The sequence below is a fragment of the Rhodococcus sp. AH-ZY2 genome (assembly GCF_030916465.1).
GTDB lineage: Bacteria > Actinomycetota > Actinomycetes > Mycobacteriales > Mycobacteriaceae > Rhodococcus > Rhodococcus ruber.
Map to the genome: position 1 here is coordinate 13,487 of NZ_CP126460.1, position 21,275 is coordinate 34,761.

The 21,275-nt window shown below is 65.2% G+C and carries 27 protein-coding genes; 11 read left to right on the plus strand and 16 right to left on the minus strand.

Features of this window, described 5'->3' with window-relative positions:
- Positions 1–28 precede the first annotated feature (28 nt).
- The 4 genes from QNA09_RS27510 to QNA09_RS27525 all read right to left on the minus strand — a co-directional run bounded on the left by QNA09_RS27510 (position 29) and on the right by QNA09_RS27525 (position 2,872).
- Positions 29–631 carry a 3'-5' exonuclease gene (locus QNA09_RS27510; RefSeq protein WP_308072609.1) on the minus strand — a complete coding sequence of 201 codons (603 nt, stop codon included), beginning with the start codon at positions 629–631 and terminating at the stop codon, positions 29–31.
- A 213-nt stretch (positions 632–844) separates the two neighbouring features.
- Positions 845–1,135, minus strand: a complete 291-nt coding sequence (locus QNA09_RS27515) for a hypothetical protein (RefSeq protein WP_064257781.1) — start codon at positions 1,133–1,135, stop codon at positions 845–847.
- Between the two features lie 72 nt (positions 1,136–1,207).
- Positions 1,208–2,245, minus strand: coding sequence for a DUF3560 domain-containing protein (locus QNA09_RS27520; RefSeq protein WP_308072611.1), 1,038 nt, complete (start codon positions 2,243–2,245; stop codon positions 1,208–1,210).
- Positions 2,246–2,302: 57 nt separating this feature from the next.
- Positions 2,303–2,872, minus strand: a complete 570-nt coding sequence (locus QNA09_RS27525) for a hypothetical protein (RefSeq protein WP_231912163.1) — start codon at positions 2,870–2,872, stop codon at positions 2,303–2,305.
- Between the two features lie 208 nt (positions 2,873–3,080).
- Between QNA09_RS27525 and QNA09_RS27530 the strand changes: the two genes are divergently transcribed.
- The gene (locus QNA09_RS27530) at positions 3,081–3,341 is read left to right on the plus strand and encodes an AlpA family transcriptional regulator (RefSeq protein WP_064257778.1); all 261 of its coding nucleotides are present in this window, start codon (positions 3,081–3,083) and stop codon (positions 3,339–3,341) included.
- Complete coding sequence (locus QNA09_RS27535; protein WP_156665279.1) at positions 3,338–3,982, plus strand: hypothetical protein; 645 nt, start codon at positions 3,338–3,340, stop codon at positions 3,980–3,982. The genes QNA09_RS27530 and QNA09_RS27535 overlap by 4 nt, the downstream gene beginning before the upstream one ends.
- Before the next feature lie 15 nt (positions 3,983–3,997).
- On the opposite strand, the gene QNA09_RS27540 is transcribed toward QNA09_RS27535, so the two are convergent.
- Both QNA09_RS27540 and QNA09_RS27545 read right to left on the minus strand, forming a co-directional pair.
- Positions 3,998–4,573 (minus strand): IS630 family transposase, encoded by a 576-nt coding sequence (locus tag QNA09_RS27540; RefSeq protein WP_197481974.1) that lies wholly within the window; start codon positions 4,571–4,573, stop codon positions 3,998–4,000.
- Entirely contained in the window at positions 4,552–5,079 is a 528-nt protein-coding gene (locus QNA09_RS27545; protein WP_064257835.1) for a winged helix-turn-helix domain-containing protein, read from the minus strand. The genes QNA09_RS27540 and QNA09_RS27545 overlap by 22 nt, the downstream gene beginning before the upstream one ends.
- A 50-nt stretch (positions 5,080–5,129) precedes the next feature.
- Here QNA09_RS27545 and QNA09_RS27550 point away from each other — a divergent pair, with 50 nt between their 5' ends.
- Positions 5,130–5,339: an abortive infection family protein gene (locus tag QNA09_RS27550; protein WP_082921222.1), complete on the plus strand. Its 210-nt coding sequence runs from the start codon at positions 5,130–5,132 to the stop codon at positions 5,337–5,339.
- Between the two features lie 139 nt (positions 5,340–5,478).
- On the opposite strand, the gene QNA09_RS27555 is transcribed toward QNA09_RS27550, so the two are convergent.
- The 8 genes from QNA09_RS27555 to QNA09_RS27590 form a co-directional block, all read right to left on the minus strand.
- Positions 5,479–6,321: a zeta toxin family protein gene (locus QNA09_RS27555; protein ID WP_308072613.1), complete on the minus strand. Its 843-nt coding sequence runs from the start codon at positions 6,319–6,321 to the stop codon at positions 5,479–5,481.
- A gap of 141 nt (positions 6,322–6,462) precedes the next feature.
- On the minus strand, positions 6,463–6,936 hold the full coding sequence (locus QNA09_RS27560; RefSeq protein ID WP_068156919.1) for a hypothetical protein: 474 nt from the start codon (positions 6,934–6,936) through the stop codon (positions 6,463–6,465).
- Positions 6,937–7,087: 151 nt separating this feature from the next.
- Positions 7,088–7,609, minus strand: coding sequence for a hypothetical protein (locus QNA09_RS27565; RefSeq protein ID WP_231912158.1), 522 nt, complete (start codon positions 7,607–7,609; stop codon positions 7,088–7,090).
- 48 nt (positions 7,610–7,657) lie between these two features.
- Complete coding sequence (locus tag QNA09_RS27570) at positions 7,658–8,167, minus strand: hypothetical protein (protein WP_308072615.1); 510 nt, start codon at positions 8,165–8,167, stop codon at positions 7,658–7,660.
- A 225-nt stretch (positions 8,168–8,392) separates the two neighbouring features.
- On the minus strand, positions 8,393–9,694 hold the full coding sequence (locus QNA09_RS27575; RefSeq protein ID WP_308072618.1) for an insoluble domain protein: 1,302 nt from the start codon (positions 9,692–9,694) through the stop codon (positions 8,393–8,395).
- Positions 9,695–9,756: 62 nt separating this feature from the next.
- Positions 9,757–11,145 (minus strand): ParA family protein, encoded by a 1,389-nt coding sequence (locus tag QNA09_RS27580; protein ID WP_308072621.1) that lies wholly within the window; start codon positions 11,143–11,145, stop codon positions 9,757–9,759.
- A 2-nt stretch (positions 11,146–11,147) separates the two neighbouring features.
- On the minus strand, positions 11,148–11,495 hold the full coding sequence (locus tag QNA09_RS27585) for a hypothetical protein (protein WP_064257753.1): 348 nt from the start codon (positions 11,493–11,495) through the stop codon (positions 11,148–11,150).
- A 110-nt stretch (positions 11,496–11,605) separates the two neighbouring features.
- Entirely contained in the window at positions 11,606–13,762 is a 2,157-nt protein-coding gene (locus QNA09_RS27590; RefSeq protein WP_308072623.1) for an FtsK/SpoIIIE domain-containing protein, read from the minus strand.
- A gap of 1,111 nt (positions 13,763–14,873) precedes the next feature.
- Here QNA09_RS27590 and QNA09_RS27595 point away from each other — a divergent pair.
- The 6 genes from QNA09_RS27595 to QNA09_RS27615 all read left to right on the plus strand — a co-directional run bounded on the left by QNA09_RS27595 (position 14,874) and on the right by QNA09_RS27615 (position 17,811).
- Entirely contained in the window at positions 14,874–15,182 is a 309-nt protein-coding gene (locus QNA09_RS27595) for a hypothetical protein (RefSeq protein WP_308072624.1), read from the plus strand.
- 43 nt (positions 15,183–15,225) lie between these two features.
- Positions 15,226–15,675 carry a hypothetical protein gene (locus QNA09_RS27600; RefSeq protein WP_308072626.1) on the plus strand — a complete coding sequence of 150 codons (450 nt, stop codon included), beginning with the start codon at positions 15,226–15,228 and terminating at the stop codon, positions 15,673–15,675.
- Complete coding sequence (locus tag QNA09_RS27605) at positions 15,575–16,282, plus strand: IS6 family transposase (RefSeq protein WP_064257844.1); 708 nt, start codon at positions 15,575–15,577, stop codon at positions 16,280–16,282. The genes QNA09_RS27600 and QNA09_RS27605 overlap by 101 nt, the downstream gene beginning before the upstream one ends.
- Before the next feature lie 166 nt (positions 16,283–16,448).
- Entirely contained in the window at positions 16,449–16,664 is a 216-nt protein-coding gene (locus QNA09_RS29240) for a DUF732 domain-containing protein (RefSeq protein WP_064257816.1), read from the plus strand.
- Between the two features lie 65 nt (positions 16,665–16,729).
- Positions 16,730–17,257, plus strand: a complete 528-nt coding sequence (locus QNA09_RS27610; protein WP_064257835.1) for a winged helix-turn-helix domain-containing protein — start codon at positions 16,730–16,732, stop codon at positions 17,255–17,257.
- Positions 17,236–17,811 carry an IS630 family transposase gene (locus QNA09_RS27615; protein ID WP_197481974.1) on the plus strand — a complete coding sequence of 192 codons (576 nt, stop codon included), beginning with the start codon at positions 17,236–17,238 and terminating at the stop codon, positions 17,809–17,811. Before QNA09_RS27610 ends, QNA09_RS27615 begins: the two co-directional genes overlap by 22 nt.
- Before the next feature lie 508 nt (positions 17,812–18,319).
- Here the strand turns inward: QNA09_RS27615 and QNA09_RS27620 are convergent.
- Positions 18,320–18,604 (minus strand): hypothetical protein, encoded by a 285-nt coding sequence (locus tag QNA09_RS27620; RefSeq protein WP_064257824.1) that lies wholly within the window; start codon positions 18,602–18,604, stop codon positions 18,320–18,322.
- 211 nt (positions 18,605–18,815) lie between these two features.
- Here QNA09_RS27620 and QNA09_RS27625 point away from each other — a divergent pair, with 211 nt between their 5' ends.
- A complete protein-coding gene (locus tag QNA09_RS27625) occupies positions 18,816–18,980 on the plus strand; it encodes a hypothetical protein (RefSeq protein ID WP_156665543.1) in 165 nt (54 codons plus the stop codon).
- Positions 18,981–19,273: 293 nt separating this feature from the next.
- Here the strand turns inward: QNA09_RS27625 and QNA09_RS27630 are convergent, their stop codons facing one another.
- Positions 19,274–20,077 (minus strand): IS5 family transposase, encoded by an 804-nt coding sequence (locus QNA09_RS27630; protein ID WP_219130572.1) that lies wholly within the window; start codon positions 20,075–20,077, stop codon positions 19,274–19,276.
- A 244-nt stretch (positions 20,078–20,321) separates the two neighbouring features.
- Between QNA09_RS27630 and QNA09_RS27635 the strand changes: the two genes are divergently transcribed.
- Complete coding sequence (locus QNA09_RS27635) at positions 20,322–21,236, plus strand: alpha/beta hydrolase (protein ID WP_308072627.1); 915 nt, start codon at positions 20,322–20,324, stop codon at positions 21,234–21,236.
- The last annotated feature ends 39 nt before the right edge of the window (positions 21,237–21,275 follow it).

Genomic DNA, 21,275 nt, shown 5'->3' on the forward strand with positions numbered 1-21,275 from the left:
CGGGTGATCGACTGTCGACGGCCACCTCTCAAGATCCCTCCCTGGCACGGATCGCCAAGGCAGCAGACCCATCGGTATCGGGTCGCCCATCGGCGAGCATCCGCAGTACCGCGCGAGTCGCGTGCACATCGGCGAGCGCGCGATGGCCACCACCGAGCCGCAATCGACCATCCGGTCCGAGGCCGAGCGCCTCGCAGCGGCGGGCCATCACGCACTGCCAGCGGTCGGGGTCGGCCAGGTGCGCCGGGTCGATCCCCTCCCGTCGACAGTCGTGCAGGACCCGGCCCAGGTCGAATTTCGCGTTGTAGGCGAGCACCACACGGCTCGCGGTGACCGCTGCGAGCGTTGCGAAGACCTCCGGCCAGCGCGGCGCACCAACCAGGTCAGCAGCGGTCAGTCCGTGCACCTCGATGGCTCCGGGTTCGATCTCGACCGGTGAGCAGTCCACGAGCGTGTTGAGCAGCACCTCACCGGTCGCGGCGTCGATCACGGCGATCTCGATGATCGACCCGTCCAGCCCGCTGGTTTCCACATCGACGATGCAGGCCGCCCCGTCGGCGAGCACGGCATTCGCCCATGCGCGTGGCGTCTGTGTCTGTAGCGGCATTGCACCTCCTCGAGTCTCGATCATGATCGGCAGACATCCTAGGGCCGCAGTGGGGACGTATCTCGACCTTGTGCGCGGGTCCGACTCCCCCGTCGGGACGTGTCGTTCGTGCTGGTCACAGGCTGTATCGCTCCTCTGTCACGAACCGCGGCCCGGTCCAGGGACGCCAGCACCCCGCGACCCGATGGGACGTGTCATCTCAGCAGGTCACGGGGTTTCTCGGGGTACGCGAAGGCGCTACATGCCGAGGGCCGGCGGGTGGCCAGCTTCGAGCCGGTAGCCCCGGCCCGAGGCGGTGGTGTGCAGGCTGTCGACCTTGATCGACACCACCCTCCCCGGGGTAGTGACCTGCCCGGTCTCGGTGTCGTAGGAGCGGATGACAGTGCACACCGCGCGCGGGCCCAGGTTGCCTTCGCGAACGAGGTCGTCGATGCGCAGTGTCCGCACGGTGGTGCGGCGCGGATCGTCGGTCCACAGCTGCCCGACGGCGATCTCGTCGCCGTGCCGGTTGGTGAGGGTCTCGGTCATGTGTTCTCCCATCGTGTCCAGGTCGCAGGGTCGAGGCGCTCGGACTGTCCGAGCGCCCCGGGAAGCAGCAGTTCAGGCGGCGTCAGGCCCGGTGTCGGCGTCGGTGTCGACCACCCGCGCGCCGTCGTCGATACGTACCGGGCGGCCTTGCCCGTCTCGCAGGCCCCGGATCTCGGTGTAGGGGACGCGATCTGTCCACGAACCTCCGACGATCGAGCCGATGGTCACCGTCTTCGCATTGACCTTGAGGACTCGGTGGAAGTGCCCGACGTACCGCACCACATCGCCCACGGCCACAACGTCGCGGCTGTAGGCGGTCGCGGTGCCTGCGGCGATCTGGTGTGCGCGCACGCCTTTCCAGTAGACGAGCTCGTCGGCGGTGTGCTCGATCTCGGCGAGTATCCGCTCGCGGTAGTCCCCGCTCGCAGCCTCGTGGGTCTCGACGTACTTCTGGCCGGTCTGCTTGTTGGTGTGCAGGGTCCGGGTGTATCCGTCGCGGTCACGTTCGAGGCGGCGCAGCTCGGCGGTGAGCTTGTCGATCCGGCGCGCGACGGTGACCGGGGCGTAGCGACGATCGGTGGTCTTGGCTGCGGCGTCGACGCGACCCCGCGCGGTTGCGGCCTCACGTTCGGCTGCCACGGCCTTGCTGAGCGCGTTCCAGGACTTCTCCACCGCGCGGCGGTGCCGGGTCTCGCTGTGGTGGCCGACCTTGATCGGTTCGCCGCCCTCGGGCAGCGCATCATGTGCGGCCTGGTCTGCGGCCCACGCGGCCTCGGCAGTGCCGGCCTTGCGGTCGGCCTTGGCATCGAGTGCATCGACGCGGGCGGCTTGGCGGGCGATCTTGTCGGATTCGACGTCGGCGGTGGGCCGGTAGGTGTCGCCGATATCGACCTCGACGGTGAACCCTGCGGTACGCAACGCGGTGGCCGTCGCGTCGATCTGGGTGCGCTTGGCGCGGCGGTCCCGCGACTGCGGGAGGTACCACGAGCCGAGGTTGCGGGACCAGCGCCAGCGCTGGGCTTTGAGGATCTGGGCGGAGCCGTCGCCGCGCGCGGTGCCGTCGATCAGGGTGCCGTCGGCGTGGGTGTGGGTGATGGTCAGTGCGGACATGAGCGGTCCACCTTTCTGAGGGTGTGTGCGAATGAAGGGAGCCGATAGAAGGAGCGGTCAGCGCACGAAGCGCCAGGCCGAGCGGGCGGCGCGTGCACCGGGGACCTTGCGGACGGCGATGTTGGTGGCGATTTTGGCGGCGCGTTTGCCGTAGACGGTGCTGCGCGAGGGTCCGGCCGGACGTACGGGGACGCGTTTGGCCACGGGGCGAGTGGATGTGGTCGGGACGGTGGGAGCGGTGTGGGCGGCCAGTTCCTGCTCCCACTGCGCGAAGTGGTCGATCGGGGACTGAATCTGGTGGGTGTTCGACTCCGGTGTGCGGTGCGCAGCGGTGCGGCGTGCATGGCGGTGCTCATGGCCGCGGACCGGATCGAGGTAGCGCAGCGGCGTGCGGGTCACGAAGTTCTCGGCCAGCCGTGAGGACCAGACCCGGGTTTTGTAGGCGGTCAGGAAGTGACCGGCCAGCCACAGCGCCACACCGCCCAGGAGCAGCGGTGTGCGGGCGGCGATCGGGTCACCGGAGATGATGCACAGCAGCGAGGCGATCGCCAGCAGAGCGCCGCCGAGGCGGGCAATCGGAGCACCGATCGTCCAGACGAGCAGTGCCGCCAGCGCAGTCGCTGCCATAGCGGTGATGATCGACATCCGATTCCCCTTCCCTGGTCTGCTCTTTCGCCCCTAACTTTACAATTCACATTTGTTATGTTGCAACTCCGGCTACATCCCAGCAGGCCCGCGCACGTTTCCACAAAGCAAGCCCTCTATGTAAAGTTGCAGGAACCGGACCCCGGCACATCCGCGATGACCGTGCCCGAGAAACGAAAGGCCAGAAACGATGGCGAACCCGAACCGCCTCACGGCACAGCAATGCGTCGAGGTACTGAAAGAAGAAACCGGCGACGAGATCAAGCCGGTGACCTTCCACTCCTACGTCAACCGAGGCCACGCCCCCAAACCGGTCGAGAAGATCGGCAACACACCCCTGTGGAAGCGCAGCGAGATCGTCGAATGGGCCCGCAACCGGCCAGGACGCGGCGCGCGCACCGACCTACGCAAGCCACGCCGGCGCACCCCCACCAAGGACGCTGCGGAATGATCCGGGTGGACCTCGTCAGCCCAGGCACACGCGGAAGATTCCGAGACGCTGCCACCGACAGCACAGTGGGGGCAATTACCACCGCATTCCAGGACGAGGGTTTCGCACCGAACCCCGACTCGACCTACGAGGACTCCAGCGTTCGCCGACAGACTGCTCAGGCATACATGGAGTCGGTGGATTGGACCGACGAAAACCATGTCGCCCGCGCACTACGGGCGATGGAACGCATACTCGAGGATTTCGAGGAACAGTACGTCGAGAAGTTCTGGTCTTCTCTAGCCCGGGACGGATACAAGCGCGACATGGAAACCGGACGCCTCGAGTTCCCCTCACGCAGCCTGCCGGAAGGCGCGCTGGCAAATCTTACCGAGGCATCTGTGATTCGTTCACACTTGAAACGCATTCAATCAGCGGTCGAGAACGATCCCGAGTTGGCAATCGGCAGCGCGAAAGAGCTGATCGAATCAACCGCCAAGCTGGTACTCAACGACCGGGATGTTCCCTTCACCAAGGACGACGACCTCGGGCAACTCACCACCCGCGCACAAGAATCACTGTCACTCCGACCTAACCAAGCAGGTGTTAACAGCCCTGATGGCGGTTCCGGCGTCAAGCGCATATTACAGATGTTTCGGTAATTGAGTGAGTGGGGATCATAAGGAAAGTCCGGTGTGGTCGAGGAAACCGAGGCACAGGTCGTAGCTCGAGCCGATCCGGGCCAGCCCGGTCTCGGTCGCGGTGCGGACCTCGTCGAGGGTATCGGGACACAGGTTGGCCAGTTCGGTGGATTTCATGTTCCCCCAGACCTGTTCGATCGGGTTGAGTTCGGGCGCATACGCCGGGAGGCGTTCGACGTGGAGCCAGTCACGTTGGGTGGCCAGCCAGGCAGTCATCGCCCGGGACCGGTGGGCCATGAGCCCGTCCCAGAGCACGATGAGCTTCTCACCGGCGAAGTGGGCGCGGAGTTCGGTGAGAAACTCGATGAGCCTGTCGGTGTTGTAGGCGCCGTCGGTCATGGAAAACACGAACGCGCTTTCGCTGCGGTCGGGGCGATAGGCCAGCACCCCGGCCATGGACATGCGCTTCCACGAGAAACGGTGACGGAGTACGGGTGTGACACCTTTCGGCGCCCAGGTCGCGCGGACCACCGGGAGCAGCGATACGCCACTTTCGTCCTGGAAGCAGATCCATGCACCTCGGCGCCGCGCTATTTTTTTATCCGCGGCCACTCGTTCTCGCGCCAGGCCACGATGGCATCCTCGTCGCGTTCGACCGCCCGCCGCGTCGGCCGCTGCCGGCTCCAACCCAGCCGGGTCCGCAGGATCGTCCAGGTCTGGGTGGGACCGTAAGTCACGCCGGTGAGCCGCTCGATCACGATCGCGACCCGGTCCAGGGTCCACACCCCGGTGGCGAAGCCGTGAGCCTGGGGTCCTTTGAGCAGTTCTTCTCGGATCACCTCGACCTGGGTGTCGTCGAGACGCGGCCTGCGACCCGCCCGACCTGCACCTTCGAGCGCTTCACTTCCGCCTTCGGTCCACTGCCGAAACCAGCGGGACGCAGTCTGCTGGGACACCTCCAGCTCGACCGCGACATCGATCTGCCGCCGCCCCGCAGCGAACATCTCCGCCGCCCGCATCCGCCGCTCACGCAACGCCCCCAGATCACGGCGGGTACCGCGCTGCTTGACTTTCCGGGGGTCGGGTTCCTCGCCGGAACCGGTCTTCTTCCCTGCCATTCGTCAATGATCAAGCAGCACGGCGCGAATCACGTGCAACGACACGCCCTATTACCGAAACATCTTTAGGCGGGGCGCTCAGCATCGCGATAGGCGTCGCCGAACTGCGCAACGCCTACGGCACCGGCCACGGTCGCGATCGGAGACCTACAGGTCTCGGTCCACGTCATGGACACCTGGCTGTGAACGCCGCCTACCTTTGGTGCCAGCTCATGCTCGACACACTCGCGGACCCGAGAGCCCCCTGGCGAAAACTGTAGATCGTCGCCCTTTCCCGGCGAGATTACGCGTACCCCACGTTCCTGAACCCCCTCACTGTTGTCACGGGTGAGCATCTTCGACATCACATGCACTGGCGTGAGAGAACCTCAACGCACTCTCGCGATTTCGGCGCCTTGTTCATTCGACCGGCGTCGAAGCCGCCGTCCATGTCAGATGTAGTTCCCCACCCTCGGTCGACCGCTCACGACGTTCGATGTGCTCAGCACCGCGGCTCGCATCGTCGGTGCGATACAGGTCGTAGCACCCGACCGCGGTGTTCGCCTCACTCACCTCGAGCGCATTGACCTGCGTGACCGACCGGCCGCGCAGCGGCAAATGATCGGGCTGGCGAAACTCGGTGAACAGCGCGTCGACCGCGGTGGCCGGCACCCAACGGCCACCGAGACGTGCGACGGGATCGGCAGGCTCGCTCAACGCCCGCAGCAGCCCCTGACGCCAGCGGGTCACGATCCGCTCGGCGGCCACGTGCTGCGGCGCTTCGACATCGACGACGTGGATCGTGTAACCGGCCTGCTGCAAGTGACGCAGGAGCCGCTCGGCGTGGGCTTTCCACGCGAGAGTGCCATCGATGATCAGGTTCTCCCCGTCCGCGATAGCATCGCGTTCGGCAGCAGCGAACAGAACATCGGTCGATTCACGATGGACCAGCGCCGACAACTCGAAAGGATAGAACCGACTGTCCTCTCCCTGTGCTGCGCGCAATTCCGGCGGCAACATTTCCTCGAGGGTGCCGTCGGCGAGAGCCGCTTCGAGCAGGTAGCGCTTGAACACATCGGCGTCGAGTTCGCGCCATCGACGCCGATCACGGCCCCGAAACAGCTGATCGTGGGACGAGGACTTGCCCGCACCGGGTGGGCCGGCCATCACGATGGCCGAGCGTTCGCGGGCAACATGCGGGTTCGCGGCGCGCCACCGCTCGAGGATCTGCTCGTGCAGTCGTCGGCGCGCGCTGGTGGGCACCGGGGCGCCGTCGATCCGCCGGAACCAGCGGCGATTGTTGACCGTGGCATGGGGCGCATCAGGCTGGAGCGGTCCCTCCCCTGCGGAGAGGGAGGTGAGGAAACTACGGCGGGCGTCGATGTCGGCGGGTGTGAGCACAGGTCAGCGGTCTGCCAGCGCCTCGAGCAGGGCATCGTAGTCCTCGTCTGTGAGGAACCCGTCACGCAGAGCACGCCCGACCTGCACGGTGAAACTTCCTTCTGTGGCAGGGTTTCCGTCCTCGGCCCACTCGAAGGGATTGGGCTCGGCAGGGCGTTCGTACTTCCATCCGGTCAGCTCACGCAACATGGCAGTGCGCGAGATCTCACCAGCGGCATAGCGGGCGGCGATCTCGTAGGCGGTCCCCCCGTGCGTACCGGGCCGCACATCAGGAGCATCGACACGAGCGCGGCGCAGCATGTCACTGATCGTCGGCTGACTCACGCCGACGATCTTGGCCAAGCGCACCTGGATGAAACCACGCTCGTGGAGCTGACGCAGATGCCGCAGATACGCGATATGCGCAGCGGTTTCCCGGGCTTTCTCCCGGCCCAGATCCGCGATGAGTTGCTCATCGGGCTTCATCATCGTCGTCATGGCGCACCTCCTGCTGGCGTCGCACTTGTCTGAGATCGCACCCACCAGCATACCTGCATATAGGAAAACTTATAAACGCTGTTCACGTAGTACGAACCTCAGTCGTGTACGTGCGCCAGCAACGTCCACCAAGGACGTGATGTGACACCGGTCAGCGGCAGTCCACGTGCACCGAGACATACACCCGACCGCTGTGCTCGCTGCTCCACTCGTCCGGGCGGTCGGCGGCCACGGCGATATCGAGCTGGTCGGGTTCGGACCAGTCCACCGGCTCGGGCGCAGCGATCAACGCGGTGGTGGTGTCGATCTCGGCGGCCGGCAGCTGCTGGTCGGTGTTGGCCACCGTCAGCACCGGTGAGCCGTACGCAGCGCGAATCGTCCACCCGTGCGCAGCAGTGATCTCGACGGCCAAGTCGTGGCCGTGGCCGGTGCACCGGGCGGTGACCTCGTCCGGTCGAGGTGTAGTGATCTCGGTGTCCGAGTGCGTATCTCCCCAGCCGAAGACGATGCTTCCCAGATCGGTGCTGGTACCGGTGACAACCTGGCCACTGAACGACGTGGACACTGCCGCAGCGGCGCGCGGCTGGTCGCCACATCCGGTCAACACGGCAAGTCCGCTCGCGAGGGCCGCCCCCGCGAGCGCCGCGCGGCGCAGCTGGTCGGTCACAAACATCTCCGGGTGGTCCTTTCGGAACAGCAGGGACGGCGGCGCGGGGCCCGGTCACTTGAACACGTCGACGTACCAGAGGCCGTCGATCTTCGCGGTGGTCACGGTCTGAGTGCCGCGCTCGACCGGCACACCGGGTCGCATGACCGACAGGTCGACGAGGAAGACCCCGTCCGACAGCTCGACGGTGCGCAGGCAGTAGTTGGTGCCCTGCGGGAGCTTGTCGATGAAGGTCTGCAACTCCGGGGCGGGCGTGACCGTCGAGGTCGGGGTGGCCAGGGCGCGGGCGGCGACCCCATCGCGGCGGTTGTAGTACGCGTAGTTGAACGCGGCGATCACGCCCTGCCCACTGCGCTGATCACCGCGATCGGCGCGGCATTCATCGCTGACCTCCGGATCGGCGGGGGCAGCGGCCGGCTCGGTGTCCTCTGGCAGATTGAGCACCGGCAGACCGTTGTCGTCGACCGGGGCGAATGCCGGGTCCGAAGCCTCTGTCGACGCGGCTGATTCGGCGGCGCTGTGACCTGCGGTGAACTGTCCGGCGACGGCGATCGCGCCTGCCACGACGGCCGCGGCCACCACAACGACAGCGGCAGTGCGGCCGACTCGCCGACGGCCACCCGCGCGCGGCGACGCCGCCGGTCCCGGTGCCGCCGAAGCGGTCGGGGTCGACGGCGTCGCCGCAGATGAGGTGGGTGCACCACCGAGAAGGTCGACCACCGCGGGATGGCGAGGGGTCCGCCGCTTGATGTTCGGCTTCCTCATGACGCTGCCCACTTTCATCTCGACTCAGATACCGAACTGGGTGATTCCGTCGCCGATGGCGTTGGTGATCAGGTTTCCGGCCAGGCCCGGGGTGGCGTCGTTGAAGAACGTCTCGAGGGTCTGGTCGACCTGTTCGATGATCTGCTCACCGCCCGGCTGTGCCTGCACGAAATCGCGGGCCTGCGTGTCGATCGCCGGGGCCGTGTCGGTGGTGAAGGTCTGCACAGCGTCGACGACGACCTGACCGACCGGGTCCTGTGACCACTGTTCGAGCGTGGCGTCGACCTGCTCGCCGACGGTCTCGGCCTCGACGTCGGGAACCTCAGCCTCGATCGGCGTGGCGTTCTCACCGGCGCCGTAGGCCGTGCCGGCAGCAAGGCCGGCAGCACCACCGACAGCAGCGCCGATACCGCCGCCGATCGCGCACCCGACACCCAGACCGCCGGCCGCACCGACCGCTGTCGCGGCCACACCGCTGGTGACCGGAGCAACGCCGGGGATCGGAAGCGGCACCATCGTTCCGGCCATCGCGCCGCCGATACCGGCGACCGTGCTGACCACGAGGCTGGCCGGGACACCGACCGCTGCGCACCCGGCAGCCGCACCGGCACCGGCACCGAGCGCAGCGCCGGCGACCTGCGCCGAGGCGACACGTTCGGCTTCGGTGGTATCGAGGCCGACCGAGCGCCACGCATCGGTGACCTGAGCTTCGATCACTGCGGTGGTGTTGTTGGTGCGTTCGGCGTCGATGTCGGAGACCCAGTTGGGCTGGTCGAACACCACGCGGCCCATGCGCATCGTGTCCTTGGGTGCCTCGATCGGCACGGTCGGGTCGATCACCGGGGTCGGGGCACGCAGCTGGCTCCAGTCCACAGCCGGCGTCGCCTCACCCGAGTGGCCGTAACCGCTGTCGCCGCCGTATCCACCCCCACCGGAGTAGTCGGTCAAATAGTCGGTCGAGTAGTCCACGACGGTCACCCCGCCACCGGTCTGCGGGTCGTAGGCGCGCGTGCCCTGGTTGTACTGTGCCGGCGGCGCGACCCAGAAACTGCTGTCGGCCTTCGGCTCCGCGGCGCTCGGCGCAGGCGTCTCGGCCGCGGTGGTGCCGCCGGTCTGCGCGCCGCTGGTCACACCTTCCTGCGTGGTGCCGCCGGTCACCCCGCCCTGGATCGGCGCGGCCGACGCCGGGCCCGCCACCATCGCGGACATCCCGAACGCAGCGGAGGCCACCGCCAGCGCCGTCGCGGTGGTCTTTGCGGACCGACGGCGATGCCGCCCCTGTGCGCGGCGCGCGGCGCGGTTTCCGATAGTGGTGTCGATGCTCATCTGTACCTCTCGGTGAAAGTAGGTGAAGAAAACAGGGCCCACCGCGCAGCGGGGGCAACGACTCAACCAGCAGCACCACTGCCGATCCGGGTGACGGTCGCCGCGAGCACGGTCAACGCATCGCAGGTCTCGCGCCGCAGCTGTGAAAGCACGATCCGTTCCCCGGACGCGAAGACCGGCTCGAAGGGCATCCGGCACACCGACACCCCGAGCGCGGTGAACGCCTCGACGGCCTCGGTCTCGACCATCGGCGCATCCCCCGGCCCGTCGGTGATGACGACAACGGTGCGCGCGAGCACATCCGGGCGGACCGCGGAGATCGCAGTGAGGGTGCGCTGCGCGGCCACGGCGGCGTCGCGACGCAGCGGAACGGGCACAACAACCGTGTGTGCGGCGGTGATCGCCCACCGCCAGCTGCCGGAGTGGCTGGAGTTTCCGGTGTCCGCGAGCATCAGGTCGTAGTGCCGTTCGAGGATCGCCCCGAGCGTGGCGGCATCGTCGAAGCTCAGTGGCGCTTCGGCTCCAGCCGGTCCTGCCAGGGCGTAGGAGCCGTTCGGCTGGCGGGTCAGATAGCGCGCCAGGGTGGACGGGCGTACCTGGTGTGGCGTCTGGCCGAGGTCCGCGAGGACGCTGACCGCATCGTGTCCTGCTGCCGGGGGGACCGCGACCCGGTCGGCGAAACTGCCGCCGATTTCCCCGAGGTCCAAGCACGCGGCCGTGGCGGGGCCGCGGTACTCGGCAATCGTCTCGGCCAGGGCGATCGACATCGGCGTTTTGCCGACGCCACCTTTGAGGTTGGCGAAGGTGATCACCGCGCCCTCCGGCAGCGGGCCCGCGATCGCTGCCTGTGCCTCGCGCAGCCGCATCTCGAGCGAGTCCGCCTTCGGGGCCAAGGCCAGGCCGAGCATCGCATTGAGACGGCCCCGCATACCGATCCGGGCGGGCAGGCTCGCCGCGGGATTCACGCCCGGTGCCGACAGTGCCGGCACCACCCCGATCGGGCCTGTGGCCGCGTCTACGGGCCGGACAAGCCCCGCGGTGGGTGCAGCCGTGTGCGCGGGCCGCACGGGCGGCTCGACAGGCTGAGCGGGCGCCTCGTACGGGATCGATTCGGCGGCCACGGTCACCGGTCCGGCCGGCGGCGGGGAGGCAGGCTCCGCGGCCGCCGGTTCCGGATCGGTCGCCACGACCGGGATGGGCACGCTCGGGGCGTTCTCGGTGAGCTTACCGTCAGGGCCGACCGTGAGAAAACGAGTGTCTTTGCCCGTCCGATAGACGACTTCGACCGCCGCCTGTTGCTCCACCGCGATGGTGCGCACGAACTCGTGCACGACAGCTGCCAGATTCTTGAACTCGGTCGCAGCCAGTTCCATCGGCGGCACGTCGGCACCGGCGAGCTGTGCGCGCGCTGTCGTCGCAGAGGTCGCCTCGATTTCTACGGTCGGCGTCATCGTCAGTTCCCGCCGAAGGCACCGGCGCCGGCCAGCGCGGTGTCCATGTCCTCGACGACGGCCTCGGTCTGCTCCAACTCGGCCAACGCCTGCTCGCGGGCCTTGCCCTCGGGCAACGCCTCGATGACCGCGCGGCGTTTGGTCGAAGCGTCGCGGATCTCGGCGAGACGTTCGCGGGTCAGTTCCTGCTTCTCGTCGAGCTTGGGCAGCCACGCAGGCACCGATGCCTTGAAGTACTCGCGCAGTGCAGCGATGACCGGATCGTTGGCGCCCTTGGAGATGAACGGTCCGCGCAGCGCGACGACGTCCTCGGTGGTGGGGGTGATCGACTGGGAGATACGGCGGGTCATGGTGATCCTTTCGAGGGTGTTTTTCCGGTGTTGCGGTAGCGGATGGACTCTCGGCACGAGAGCCACTGATCAAGGTCGGCCCATCGGTGCGATGCGGCACGGTCACAAGGTCATACGGGCGCTCCTACGGAGTCGGGATCGGGCAGGGCTACGACGCCGGTCGCATCGAAGGTGATGCGGGTCTTGACGCGGCCGGTGCCCACGATCAGAACGGTCGAGGTGACCTCGCCCTTCTTGTTGCGGCGCACCTCGACCTCGTCGACGGTGACCGGCACCAGCTCGCCGTCATCGTCGTCGATGAGCACGGTCTGACCGGCCTGCACACTCGACGCCGGAATGGCATCGGCGAAGTCGTCGTCTTCTGCCTCCGGTTCCGGTGCCGACTCGGGCTCTTCTTTGACCATCGACACCGCGGAATCGTCGCCACGACCCGCCCCGATGACGATCGGCTCGGGCACGCTGCCGTGGCTACGCGCACGCTTCGCCAGCGCCCGCTCGGATTCGATGAACTCGGCCAGCTCCGGCGAGTAGCACGTGAACTGCGGCGCCTCCGCTGGTATGAGGCCGTCGATGATCGCCTTTTCGCTCTGCGAGAGCTGGTTCCACTTGTTCGGATGCTTATCGACGTTCGGGGTCCACCACATCTGCGCATCGACCGGATTACCGTCGTCCCCGAGCGCGATCCCGCGGCCCTTGACCGACGTGTCGACCTCCCGGCCGACGGTGGAATCCCCCCACATCATCAGCGCGCCGTCCTGCGAGAGATTGCCGAGCGAAATGCGGGTGCCGAAGTTGTCCCGCGCATTGCCCGAGGCGCCGCCGAACAGGGACGCATCCGGGCGCTGCACCCCGAGCAACAAGCGGATGCCGGCCGAGCGGGCGAGCACCGCCAGATCCGCCCACGCGCCGAGCGGATCGAGTTCTTTCAGCTGTGCCTTGGTCTCGTCGTCACCGGTCTTGGCGAGGCGCTGCCACTTGCCGGAGAGGATGAAGAACTCGTCGAGCACCGCGATCATCAGCGGTAGCTGCGAGCCTTCGATCTTCATCTGATGGATGTAGGCGTTGCGCGCCATCATCTCGGTATGCAGGGCGCGCACGAACATCGCCGCGCGCAGTGCGTCGTAGATGATCGCCCCGCACCCCGGATAGCCCTCGAGGCCGTCGAGTTCGATCATCTTCGGATCGACCCCGACGAACGGGATCCCGCGCCGCGCCGCTTCGGTGAGCAGCGTGCGGATCACGGAGGTCTTGCCACCGCCGGTGGGGCCGACGATCAGGCAGTGCGGCTTGTTCGAGCTGGTGGACACATCCCAGAACATGATCCGGTCCGCGGCACCGGTCGCATAGGGCAGGTGCCGCAGGTTCTCGTCGACCAATTCGAGGGGGTGGTCCACACGCGTGGGCATGGCAGTGACCAAACGCATCACGAGGAATCCTCTGCTCGGATACCAATCAGTGGTCCAATTGCGGCCTGACTCGTGCTCCCCCGCCAACGAGGCGAGCGCTTCCTCGACTTTCATTTGGAAGCCGGGCGAGCCGGTATTCATCGACTTGTCGAAGGTGATCCGATAGCCGGTCTCGATGCCGTTCTCATCGATCGTTTCGACGGTGACCTTGGGGTCGGAGAAGATCGACGCCGCATCGAGCGCGTCCTGAAGAGCCTTCTGCCGTTCGCTGCGGGTGTCCGGGGCGATCGATGTGCGGGTGAGGACGAGTCGGTCGCGGTGCGCGTCGTGCCGCACCGTCATCGCCCACGAGTCGCTGCCACCAAATGCCGACTCGACCGCTCGGGAGAATTCCTCGAACTGCTTGGGTCGGATCACCGCACCGCGCGGCAGCGTGATCGTCGCGCGGCGCATCGTGCGCCGACCAGCGGACAGCGGAACAGCGACCTTCGTAGGCAGGTGACCGGTGCTCTGCCGGACCATCGATTCGAGCATCTGCGACCACCGGCGGGCACGGTGACGGACAAGGTCGAGACCGATCAGCGGTGCGGTCGCTACCGCCAGCGGCCACCGGTAGTCGTGCAGCTGAGTCAGCACGTCGATCGCAGCCTGGTTGCCGGCTGCGGAGGCAATGAGATGGGAGCTGGCGAAGGCCGTTGCGGCAGGTACCGCAGTGAACGGTGAGAACGGCACGAAGCGCGAGACTCCGGTGGGGCGGCCATCGTCACCGATCCGGGGGCCGCGAGCATCGCCACTGTCTCCGACCGTGTCGCGCCACACAGCGACCAACCAGTCTTTGAGTGGGTCTGGAGTTCCGCTCACTGCCTGTGCCTTTCGCTCGTGTCGACGTCGCCGTTGATGTGGCTGCTGTTCGGTGGGTGCGAGCAGAGTTACAGAGGGGCGCTGTTTTCACCAACAGGGTGGACACCTTCCGCCCCTTCGAGCGATGGCATGTCGTGTCGGGACGCCGGCCGCCGATTGACCTGCTGTCCAACATGTTCGGCAGACGCTTGAGGCGCGTACGTCCCCTGTTCGTTCGATCGCTGCATCGAGCGCTCTTCCACTCGGCTGCACACCGCTGGTTGGAGCGCTCGAATCAGCGGTCGAAAACCTGTGTGCGCATCGCTTTGCCGAGCGCTCGACATGGCGGTCGTCGATGCACGTGCGTCGCGCTCTTTCGAGCGCTCGCTCGAGCGGTCGTGCACGGCTCGGAAGAGTGCTCGATTGTGCGAGTCGCCCCGCCTTCACGATCGCTCCGATGAGCGGGCACGACAGCGTTGGACGTCACCGACGCTGCGCGTGTGTACGACCGGTGCATCGAGCGCTTGAAATAGCGTTCGACGTGGGCGGTCGCGAATAGCGTTGGCGCTCGGCGGAATTCTGAGTTACACTCCCCCCCAAGGAACGCCGGGGGGGAGTGACCCCGGAGGGGTAGGCGCTACGAGCGCTTTTTCGAGCGGTCGAATCCACCGCTCACATCGATCCCCCAATCCACCGCTGATTTCATGCGCTCACACGAGCGCTCTTTCCCCGTGCGCGTACGTCTGACCCGCGCCGCCCTTCTCCCCGCGCTCAATCACCGCCGGGCCACCACCGCTGCCGCAGCGCGCGAGAGTGGCGCTGGGATAGGCGTACTGGGTACCCATATGAGAGCTATAACTGCTACCGCCCCATAGGCATCGACGAGCGCATCGTTGCGTGGACGCTGAGAGCGAGCTCGTGGACACTGCTGCGGCCACCGTCGGATGCGTCATGTCTGCACCGCATTTCGGGGGCGCTCGACGGTGCGTGTCCGTCTCGTTCGATCTGCTTGTCGACCTCTGCGGACACACGCGATAGGTGCGGTCACCCTGTTGGGGAAAAACGTCTCGCCGTTTTACGGTCTCGCCCATCCCAACTCGGGTGTATCGACCGAACCATCAATGGAGCGCTCATGTCTCTCGCGTCAAGCTTGGCCGAACTGGCGATCACAACGATCCCCATCGGCGACGCACTCGCCCAGACCACCGAGGTCAGCACCACCGGGGTGCGCGCATGGATCGAAGACAACATCGTCGTCACGATCCTCGTTCTCATCGCGTGCGTGGTGCTGATGGGTGGCCTGCGCGGCAACCTGTCGAAGGTCGTCAGCGTCGGCGGCCTGTCGCTGTTGGGCATGGCGTATCTGGGCGTCGCGACGAACCCCGACGCGGCAACCGGGATCGGCAACTGGCTCCTCGGTCTGGTCGGCATCCAGGTCTGACCGCTACCTGCCACCACCGGCCGACGACTGAAGGGCACCGACCGTGATCGAAAACGACGACATGTTGCACCGCGTGGACCGGCACTATCTCGGCCCGACCGGCTTCACACTGCCGTTCCGAGTGCGCTACGGAGCGGTCGGAATCGGCTTCGTCATCCCCGTGGCGATCTTCATCATCGCCCGCGCGATCGTGCACGTCCCGATCAACTTCCAGTCGATCGTGATCATCCTCGCGCTCGGTGTCGTGCTCACCTCGAAGGTCACGAAATACGTCAACGCCGATCGCCCACTGCGGTCGGTGCTCAAAGCCGCATGGAACGACCTGAACGCCCCACGCCCGCCCAAGGGCACTGTCACGTTGTTGAAGTCGGCGAACTGGGAGAATCGGTGGGGTGAGCACCGCACTACTGTCGTACAAAGGCCACAGATACCCGGCCGAGATCATCAACCACTGCGTGTGGTTGTACTTCCGGTTTCCGCTCAGCTTCCGTGAAGTCGAGGAGATGATGCTCGAACGCGGTGTCGTGGTGAGTTACGAGACGATCCGCCGGTGGTGCGCCAAGTTCGGGCAGTCCTACGCCAACGCGCTGCGCCGACGGCGGGCCCGGCCCGGTGACAAGTGGTACCTCGACGAGGTCTTCATTAAAATCAACGGCACACTGCATTACTTATGGCGGGCGGTCGACCAGGATGGAAACGTGCTCGACGTGCTGGTCCAGTCCCGCCGAAACGCGTTGGCGGCCAAACGGTTCTTCCGCAAGCTGCTCAAAAGTCTGGAGTATGTGCCGCGGGTGATCGTCACCGACAAACTCGGCAGCTACCAGGTCGCCCACCGCGAACTGCTGGGATCGGTCGAGCATCGCCAGTCGAAGTACTTGAATAATCGCGCCGAGAACTCGCACCAACCGACCCGACAACGCGAACGTGCGATGAAACGCTTCACCTCACCTGGGCACGCGCAACGATTCCTGTCAGCGTTCAGCAGCATCTCACCTCACTTCCGGCCCCGCCGGCATCGACTAACCGCGACCGAGTGGCGCACCGAGATGGCCGACCGATTCGCGGTCTGGGAGGAAGTCACCGTGACCGACGCCGCCTGAAGTGAACGGCCCGAAGATGTTCCGTAGCAGTTCGTCCCAAACTAGCTGTGCCGCTATACTTTTCGATTAACGTGACAGTGCCAACACGACATATTCGCCCAAGGACGGACCGTACGAACCGCGACACGGGGGCGGATCGAATAAGCCCTATACACCGGATCCTTCGGTGTTCACTCCTGAACAAATCTATCTGTACTGGTTGGATGAGAAAGAGATTGTCTACTTCAACGATGACGAAGTAATAGTCATCGGGCGGACGTATTGCGACACTGCAGTGACAGCGCCGACTGTCACCGCAGATGCCGCTGCATTCGCCGACAACCTCAGCGCGACTCAGAAGGCTGACCTCGTCCAACTATCGAGGACCTACCTCTGCCACTAAAGATGTTTCGGTAATAGGGCGTGTCGTTGCACGTGATTCGCGCCGTGCTGCTTGATCATTGACGAATGGCAGGGAAGAAGACCGGTTCCGGCGAGGAACCCGACCCCCGGAAAGTCAAGCAGCGCGGTACCCGCCGTGATCTGGGGGCGTTGCGTGAGCGGCGGATGCGGGCGGCGGAGATGTTCGCTGCGGGGCGGCGGCAGATCGATGTCGCGGTCGAGCTGGAGGTGTCCCAGCAGACTGCGTCCCGCTGGTTTCGGCAGTGGACCGAAGGCGGAAGTGAAGCGCTCGAAGGTGCAGGTCGGGCGGGTCGCAGGCCGCGTCTCGACGACACCCAGGTCGAGGTGATCCGAGAAGAACTGCTCAAAGGACCCCAGGCTCACGGCTTCGCCACCGGGGTGTGGACCCTGGACCGGGTCGCGATCGTGATCGAGCGGCTCACCGGCGTGACTTACGGTCCCACCCAGACCTGGACGATCCTGCGGACCCGGCTGGGTTGGAGCCGGCAGCGGCCGACGCGGCGGGCGGTCGAACGCGACGAGGATGCCATCGTGGCCTGGCGCGAGAACGAGTGGCCGCGGATAAAAAAATAGCGCGGCGCCGAGGTGCATGGATCTGCTTCCAGGACGAAAGTGGCGTATCGCTGCTCCCGGTGGTCCGCGCGACCTGGGCGCCGAAAGGTGTCACACCCGTACTCCGTCACCGTTTCTCGTGGAAGCGCATGTCCATGGCCGGGGTGCTGGCCTATCGCCCCGACCGCAGCGAAAGCGCGTTCGTGTTTTCCATGACCGACGGCGCCTACAACACCGACAGGCTCATCGAGTTTCTCACCGAACTCCGCGCCCACTTCGCCGGTGAGAAGCTCATCGTGCTCTGGGACGGGCTCATGGCCCACCGGTCCCGGGCGATGACTGCCTGGCTGGCCACCCAACGTGACTGGCTCCACGTCGAACGCCTCCCGGCGTATGCGCCCGAACTCAACCCGATCGAACAGGTCTGGGGGAACATGAAATCCACCGAACTGGCCAACCTGTGTCCCGATACCCTCGACGAGGTCCGCACCGCGACCGAGACCGGGCTGGCCCGGATCGGCTCGAGCTACGACCTGTGCCTCGGTTTCCTCGACCACACCGGACTTTCCTTATGATCCCCACTCACTCAATTACCGAAACATCTGTAAGACGGCGGGACTCCATCAACCGCGCGACAAAACGCCGAAGCAACTCCAACGTCACAGTCGGCGGCGCTTCGAGCATCCGCACACGCAAGGCGCGCCCCAACGCACTCCTCGCTGCCTAACGGACCACACCCCACAAATCAGTCCGGAAGCACACACTCCGACTCGTCTCACAGTCGCACAAACTAAGACACCTCTCCTCACACCTCGGACACAAAATCTGCCTCTGACCGATCCGGTCAGAGGCAGATAGCCACTACGATCAGGCCGTCATCCCTCAACCAACTTCGTCGCCACACAGGGCTCCTCACCGACCTCTGTCCGCCAGAGAGATTGCGCCGCAACGATCCCAGTCCGCGCAACCCGCTCGGCCTCGCGGATCGACGGCGCATTCACGGTCTGAAACACAACGAAACCGACTCTGTACTTGTTCATCTGAAGATCTCCACGTTCCTTGGAATAGTTGGGAACAAACGACTTATTCAATGTCGTCGTCTCGTTCGAGGGAATTCTCACTTAGGGGACATGGCCGTAGGGACTGCCTCATCACATGAAGGTCGACGCAGCCCCGCATGATCTCTCGAAGTGAGTCGATCGATGCTGGGGACTCGAACTCGAGCACCATCTCGCTCATGAAAGCGTCATCCGGGTCTACGGCCCTGTGCCGGACCTCGATCTCGGTCCTTGATTCAGTGGCCGCTGCAAGGAAGTTGGCGATGTCGATGTCGCATTCCGCTCTGCACGAATAGATTCCATTGTTCACGCCGCTCAGGCTATCGGCGATTTGCAGGTTCCGGTCGGAGTAGCAATTTGATCTTAAAGCGCCGCTCCCCCACAGCGATGCATCCGATACGATCTTGAGTTGAGGCGGGGCGCGCAGGCCTGTTTCATTCATCGGCAAAGCCAGACGAGGAAGCGGAAACTCTATGAAGCACAGTCCACTCCACCCGCGTGTCAGTGTCATTGTCACACGCGTGGCCTACGCCGACTCACCAGACAAGGTCATCCGCGTGGATGACACTCAATCCACCGAGGACGTCCTCACGCGCTATTACCCCGGCGCCACAATCGATGATCGCGGCGGCTTCGACACCCCTGACGGTGACAGCTACCACTACGATCGAGCGCTCACCGAGTAGCTGCCCCACCGGTTCCAGCGACCAGGATGCACTGTGCCCAAATGTGTTTCGCCCCAGAGTTGCAAAGGTTCGGGTCACGATCGGTCGGGCTGTTCCAGGTTTTGTCCGAGACGGAAATTGCGAAACTATGACATTGGATCGAGAAGGTGGCGAGGGCGAAATTTCAGCATTCAAGAAGGCTTCGCCTTACTTGGTGATTCTCTCCATAATTGGCGCCCTCTTCCTGCTATTTTCTCTGCTGACCAATGAGCGTTCATCAACCGAGGCGCGCTGCGAGGTGCGTTGAGGTTTTCTCACCAGGCCGGTGCTTGCAGGTGAAGAAGAACGAGAGCCGCAGCAGCGATCGAGCCGATCCTCCACGGACACAGACTGATTCGCTGCAGCGCCTTCCACCGGGTCTTCAGCAGCGCGTTCGCGCGTTCGGCCGGAGCACGCATCGCAGACAACACCGTGTTGCGGCAACGGGCGCCGGCATCGAGACCATGGCCTTTCGTCGGGACGTGGACACCGATCCCGGCACCGGTGTACCCCTTGTCGGCGAGGGTGGGCATCCCGCCGGCGGCAGCGTGGTAGAGGGCGCCGAGGATCCCGCCCCGACGAGCAGCGGTGAGGTCGTGCACCGAACCGGGGGCAACCTCGGACACCCAGATCGGGTAGCCGGTCGGATCGGTCAGGACCTGGACGTTGCCGCCATGGCGGCGATGTTTACCCGAGTACCACACGTCGTGCCCGGACTCGGAACGCTCCCGGCAGCGAGTCGAGGCGATGAGGGTGCCGTCGAGACAGACATGCTCCCAGCCGGACTCGATCCCACGTTCGAGCACGTCGTGCAGGTCCGGGGCGTGCGCAGCGATCACGTCGATACCTTCATGGAGATACCGGTAGGCGGTGGCCTGCGAGATGCGGGCATCGCGCGCCAGGGTGGCGACAGCGGTGCCGTCGCGAAACCACCGCAGCACCATCAGAGCCTGGACGTAGACGGTCGCGGCCCGCTGCCACGGCCGGCGATCGGTCCTGCGGCGGTGGGCAGCGAGGATACGGGCGACGAAGGTCAGGGTGTGCTCGGGCACGTCGAGCGTGGCACGATAGGTAATCACGTGGGGTCCTGCTCCGGGTTGCTTCTTGCTCGAAACAATCCCTACCAGGCAGGACCCCACGTCCTCTTTTCACGCCACACCGTTCGGATGTCTTTGCTGTCGTCGGTGACTCTCTGGTGAGAAAACCTCATTGACAGTCGATGCGGAGGCGCGTAGCTTTCAGGCACTCGCAGAAGAGGTTTCTACTGGCCAGAACTACCACGTCGGTAGGGGTCGAACTGCGATGAATTGTTCAATCGTTATCGTGCACAGAAAGGCGTTACCCTTGCCAAGCTCTTCAATCACCCAGAAGCTCCATACCGTCGATGTGAGAGGGGTTCAGACGCGTTATTTCGACGACGGTCAGGACAAGGATCCGATCCTCCTCATCCATGGGGGGCATTTCGGGTTCTTCGTACCGCTCGGAATTGAATCCTGGGGCAACGCTCTAGAGGATTTCGGCGAGTACGGCCGTGTCCTCGCGGTCGACAAACTCGGTCAGGGCGAGACTGGTCTCCCGCTGAATGACGAAGACTGGACTGTCGACGCGGTCGCCGAACACGTTGCGAACTTTGCAACTCAGTTGGGGCTCAAGAACCTGACCCTGGTGGGTCACTCGCGCGGCGGCATGACGGCGGTCCTTCTCGCGTTGAAGTACCCTGAGATGGTAAAGAAGCTGGTCATCATCAGCAGTGCGACTGCGGCACCGGCGCCGCCCGTCGGAACCGACATGGACTTCTACGAGCGAGTCGAAAGGACTGCCCCCGGAGGTTCGGCCGAGTTGATCCGTCACTATCATGCTGCCCAGGCGGTTAATGAGGGAGATCTGCCCGAGGACTACATCGGGATCGCCACAAAGTGGCTCGAGAGCGAAAAGCAGCTCGACGCTGTCGCCGGATATGCACGCAATGCGGAGGAGCACTGGTTGCCTAGCCTCAGCGAGGGCAGGCGCTGGGTTCAGGAACGGCTTGCCGACGCAGGAATCCCGGTGCCGACGCTGGTTGTGTGGGGAGTCAATGATCGATCGGCGCCGGTGTCGATGGGTAAGGGGCTCTTCGATCTGATCGCTGCCAACACCCTGGATAGCTCGCTCTATCTCATCAACAACGCTGGTCATCACGTGTTCAGTGACCAGCGCGAAAAGTTCAACGCCGCGGTTGGTGCGTTCATCTCGCTTTAGCAGAACCCTTCGTCGGTCTTTCGTGCTCGAAAGACCAGA

What these genes read in the sequence shown, in the direction of transcription:
- QNA09_RS27565 (WP_231912158.1), bottom strand. Translation starts at nt 7,609, where the DNA reads ATGTTTGTGACCGACCAGCTGCGCCGCGCGGCGCTCGCGGGGGCGGCC.
- QNA09_RS27585 (WP_064257753.1), bottom strand. Translation starts at nt 11,495, where the DNA reads ATGACCCGCCGTATCTCCCAGTCGATCACCCCCACCACCGAGGACGTC.
- QNA09_RS27510 (WP_308072609.1), bottom strand. Translation starts at nt 631, where the DNA reads ATGATCGAGACTCGAGGAGGTGCAATGCCGCTACAGACACAGACGCCA.
- QNA09_RS27535 (WP_156665279.1), top strand. Translation starts at nt 3,338, where the DNA reads ATGATCCGGGTGGACCTCGTCAGCCCAGGCACACGCGGAAGATTCCGA.
- QNA09_RS27525 (WP_231912163.1), bottom strand. Translation starts at nt 2,872, where the DNA reads ATGGCAGCGACTGCGCTGGCGGCACTGCTCGTCTGGACGATCGGTGCT.
- QNA09_RS27580 (WP_308072621.1), bottom strand. Translation starts at nt 11,145, where the DNA reads ATGACGCCGACCGTAGAAATCGAGGCGACCTCTGCGACGACAGCGCGC.
- QNA09_RS27560 (WP_068156919.1), bottom strand. Translation starts at nt 6,936, where the DNA reads ATGACGACGATGATGAAGCCCGATGAGCAACTCATCGCGGATCTGGGC.
- QNA09_RS27515 (WP_064257781.1), bottom strand. Translation starts at nt 1,135, where the DNA reads ATGACCGAGACCCTCACCAACCGGCACGGCGACGAGATCGCCGTCGGG.
- QNA09_RS27610 (WP_064257835.1), top strand. Translation starts at nt 16,730, where the DNA reads ATGGCAGGGAAGAAGACCGGTTCCGGCGAGGAACCCGACCCCCGGAAA.
- QNA09_RS27575 (WP_308072618.1), bottom strand. Translation starts at nt 9,694, where the DNA reads ATGAGCATCGACACCACTATCGGAAACCGCGCCGCGCGCCGCGCACAG.
- QNA09_RS27595 (WP_308072624.1), top strand. Translation starts at nt 14,874, where the DNA reads ATGTCTCTCGCGTCAAGCTTGGCCGAACTGGCGATCACAACGATCCCC.
- QNA09_RS27530 (WP_064257778.1), top strand. Translation starts at nt 3,081, where the DNA reads ATGGCGAACCCGAACCGCCTCACGGCACAGCAATGCGTCGAGGTACTG.
- QNA09_RS27545 (WP_064257835.1), bottom strand. Translation starts at nt 5,079, where the DNA reads ATGGCAGGGAAGAAGACCGGTTCCGGCGAGGAACCCGACCCCCGGAAA.
- QNA09_RS27520 (WP_308072611.1), bottom strand. Translation starts at nt 2,245, where the DNA reads ATGTCCGCACTGACCATCACCCACACCCACGCCGACGGCACCCTGATC.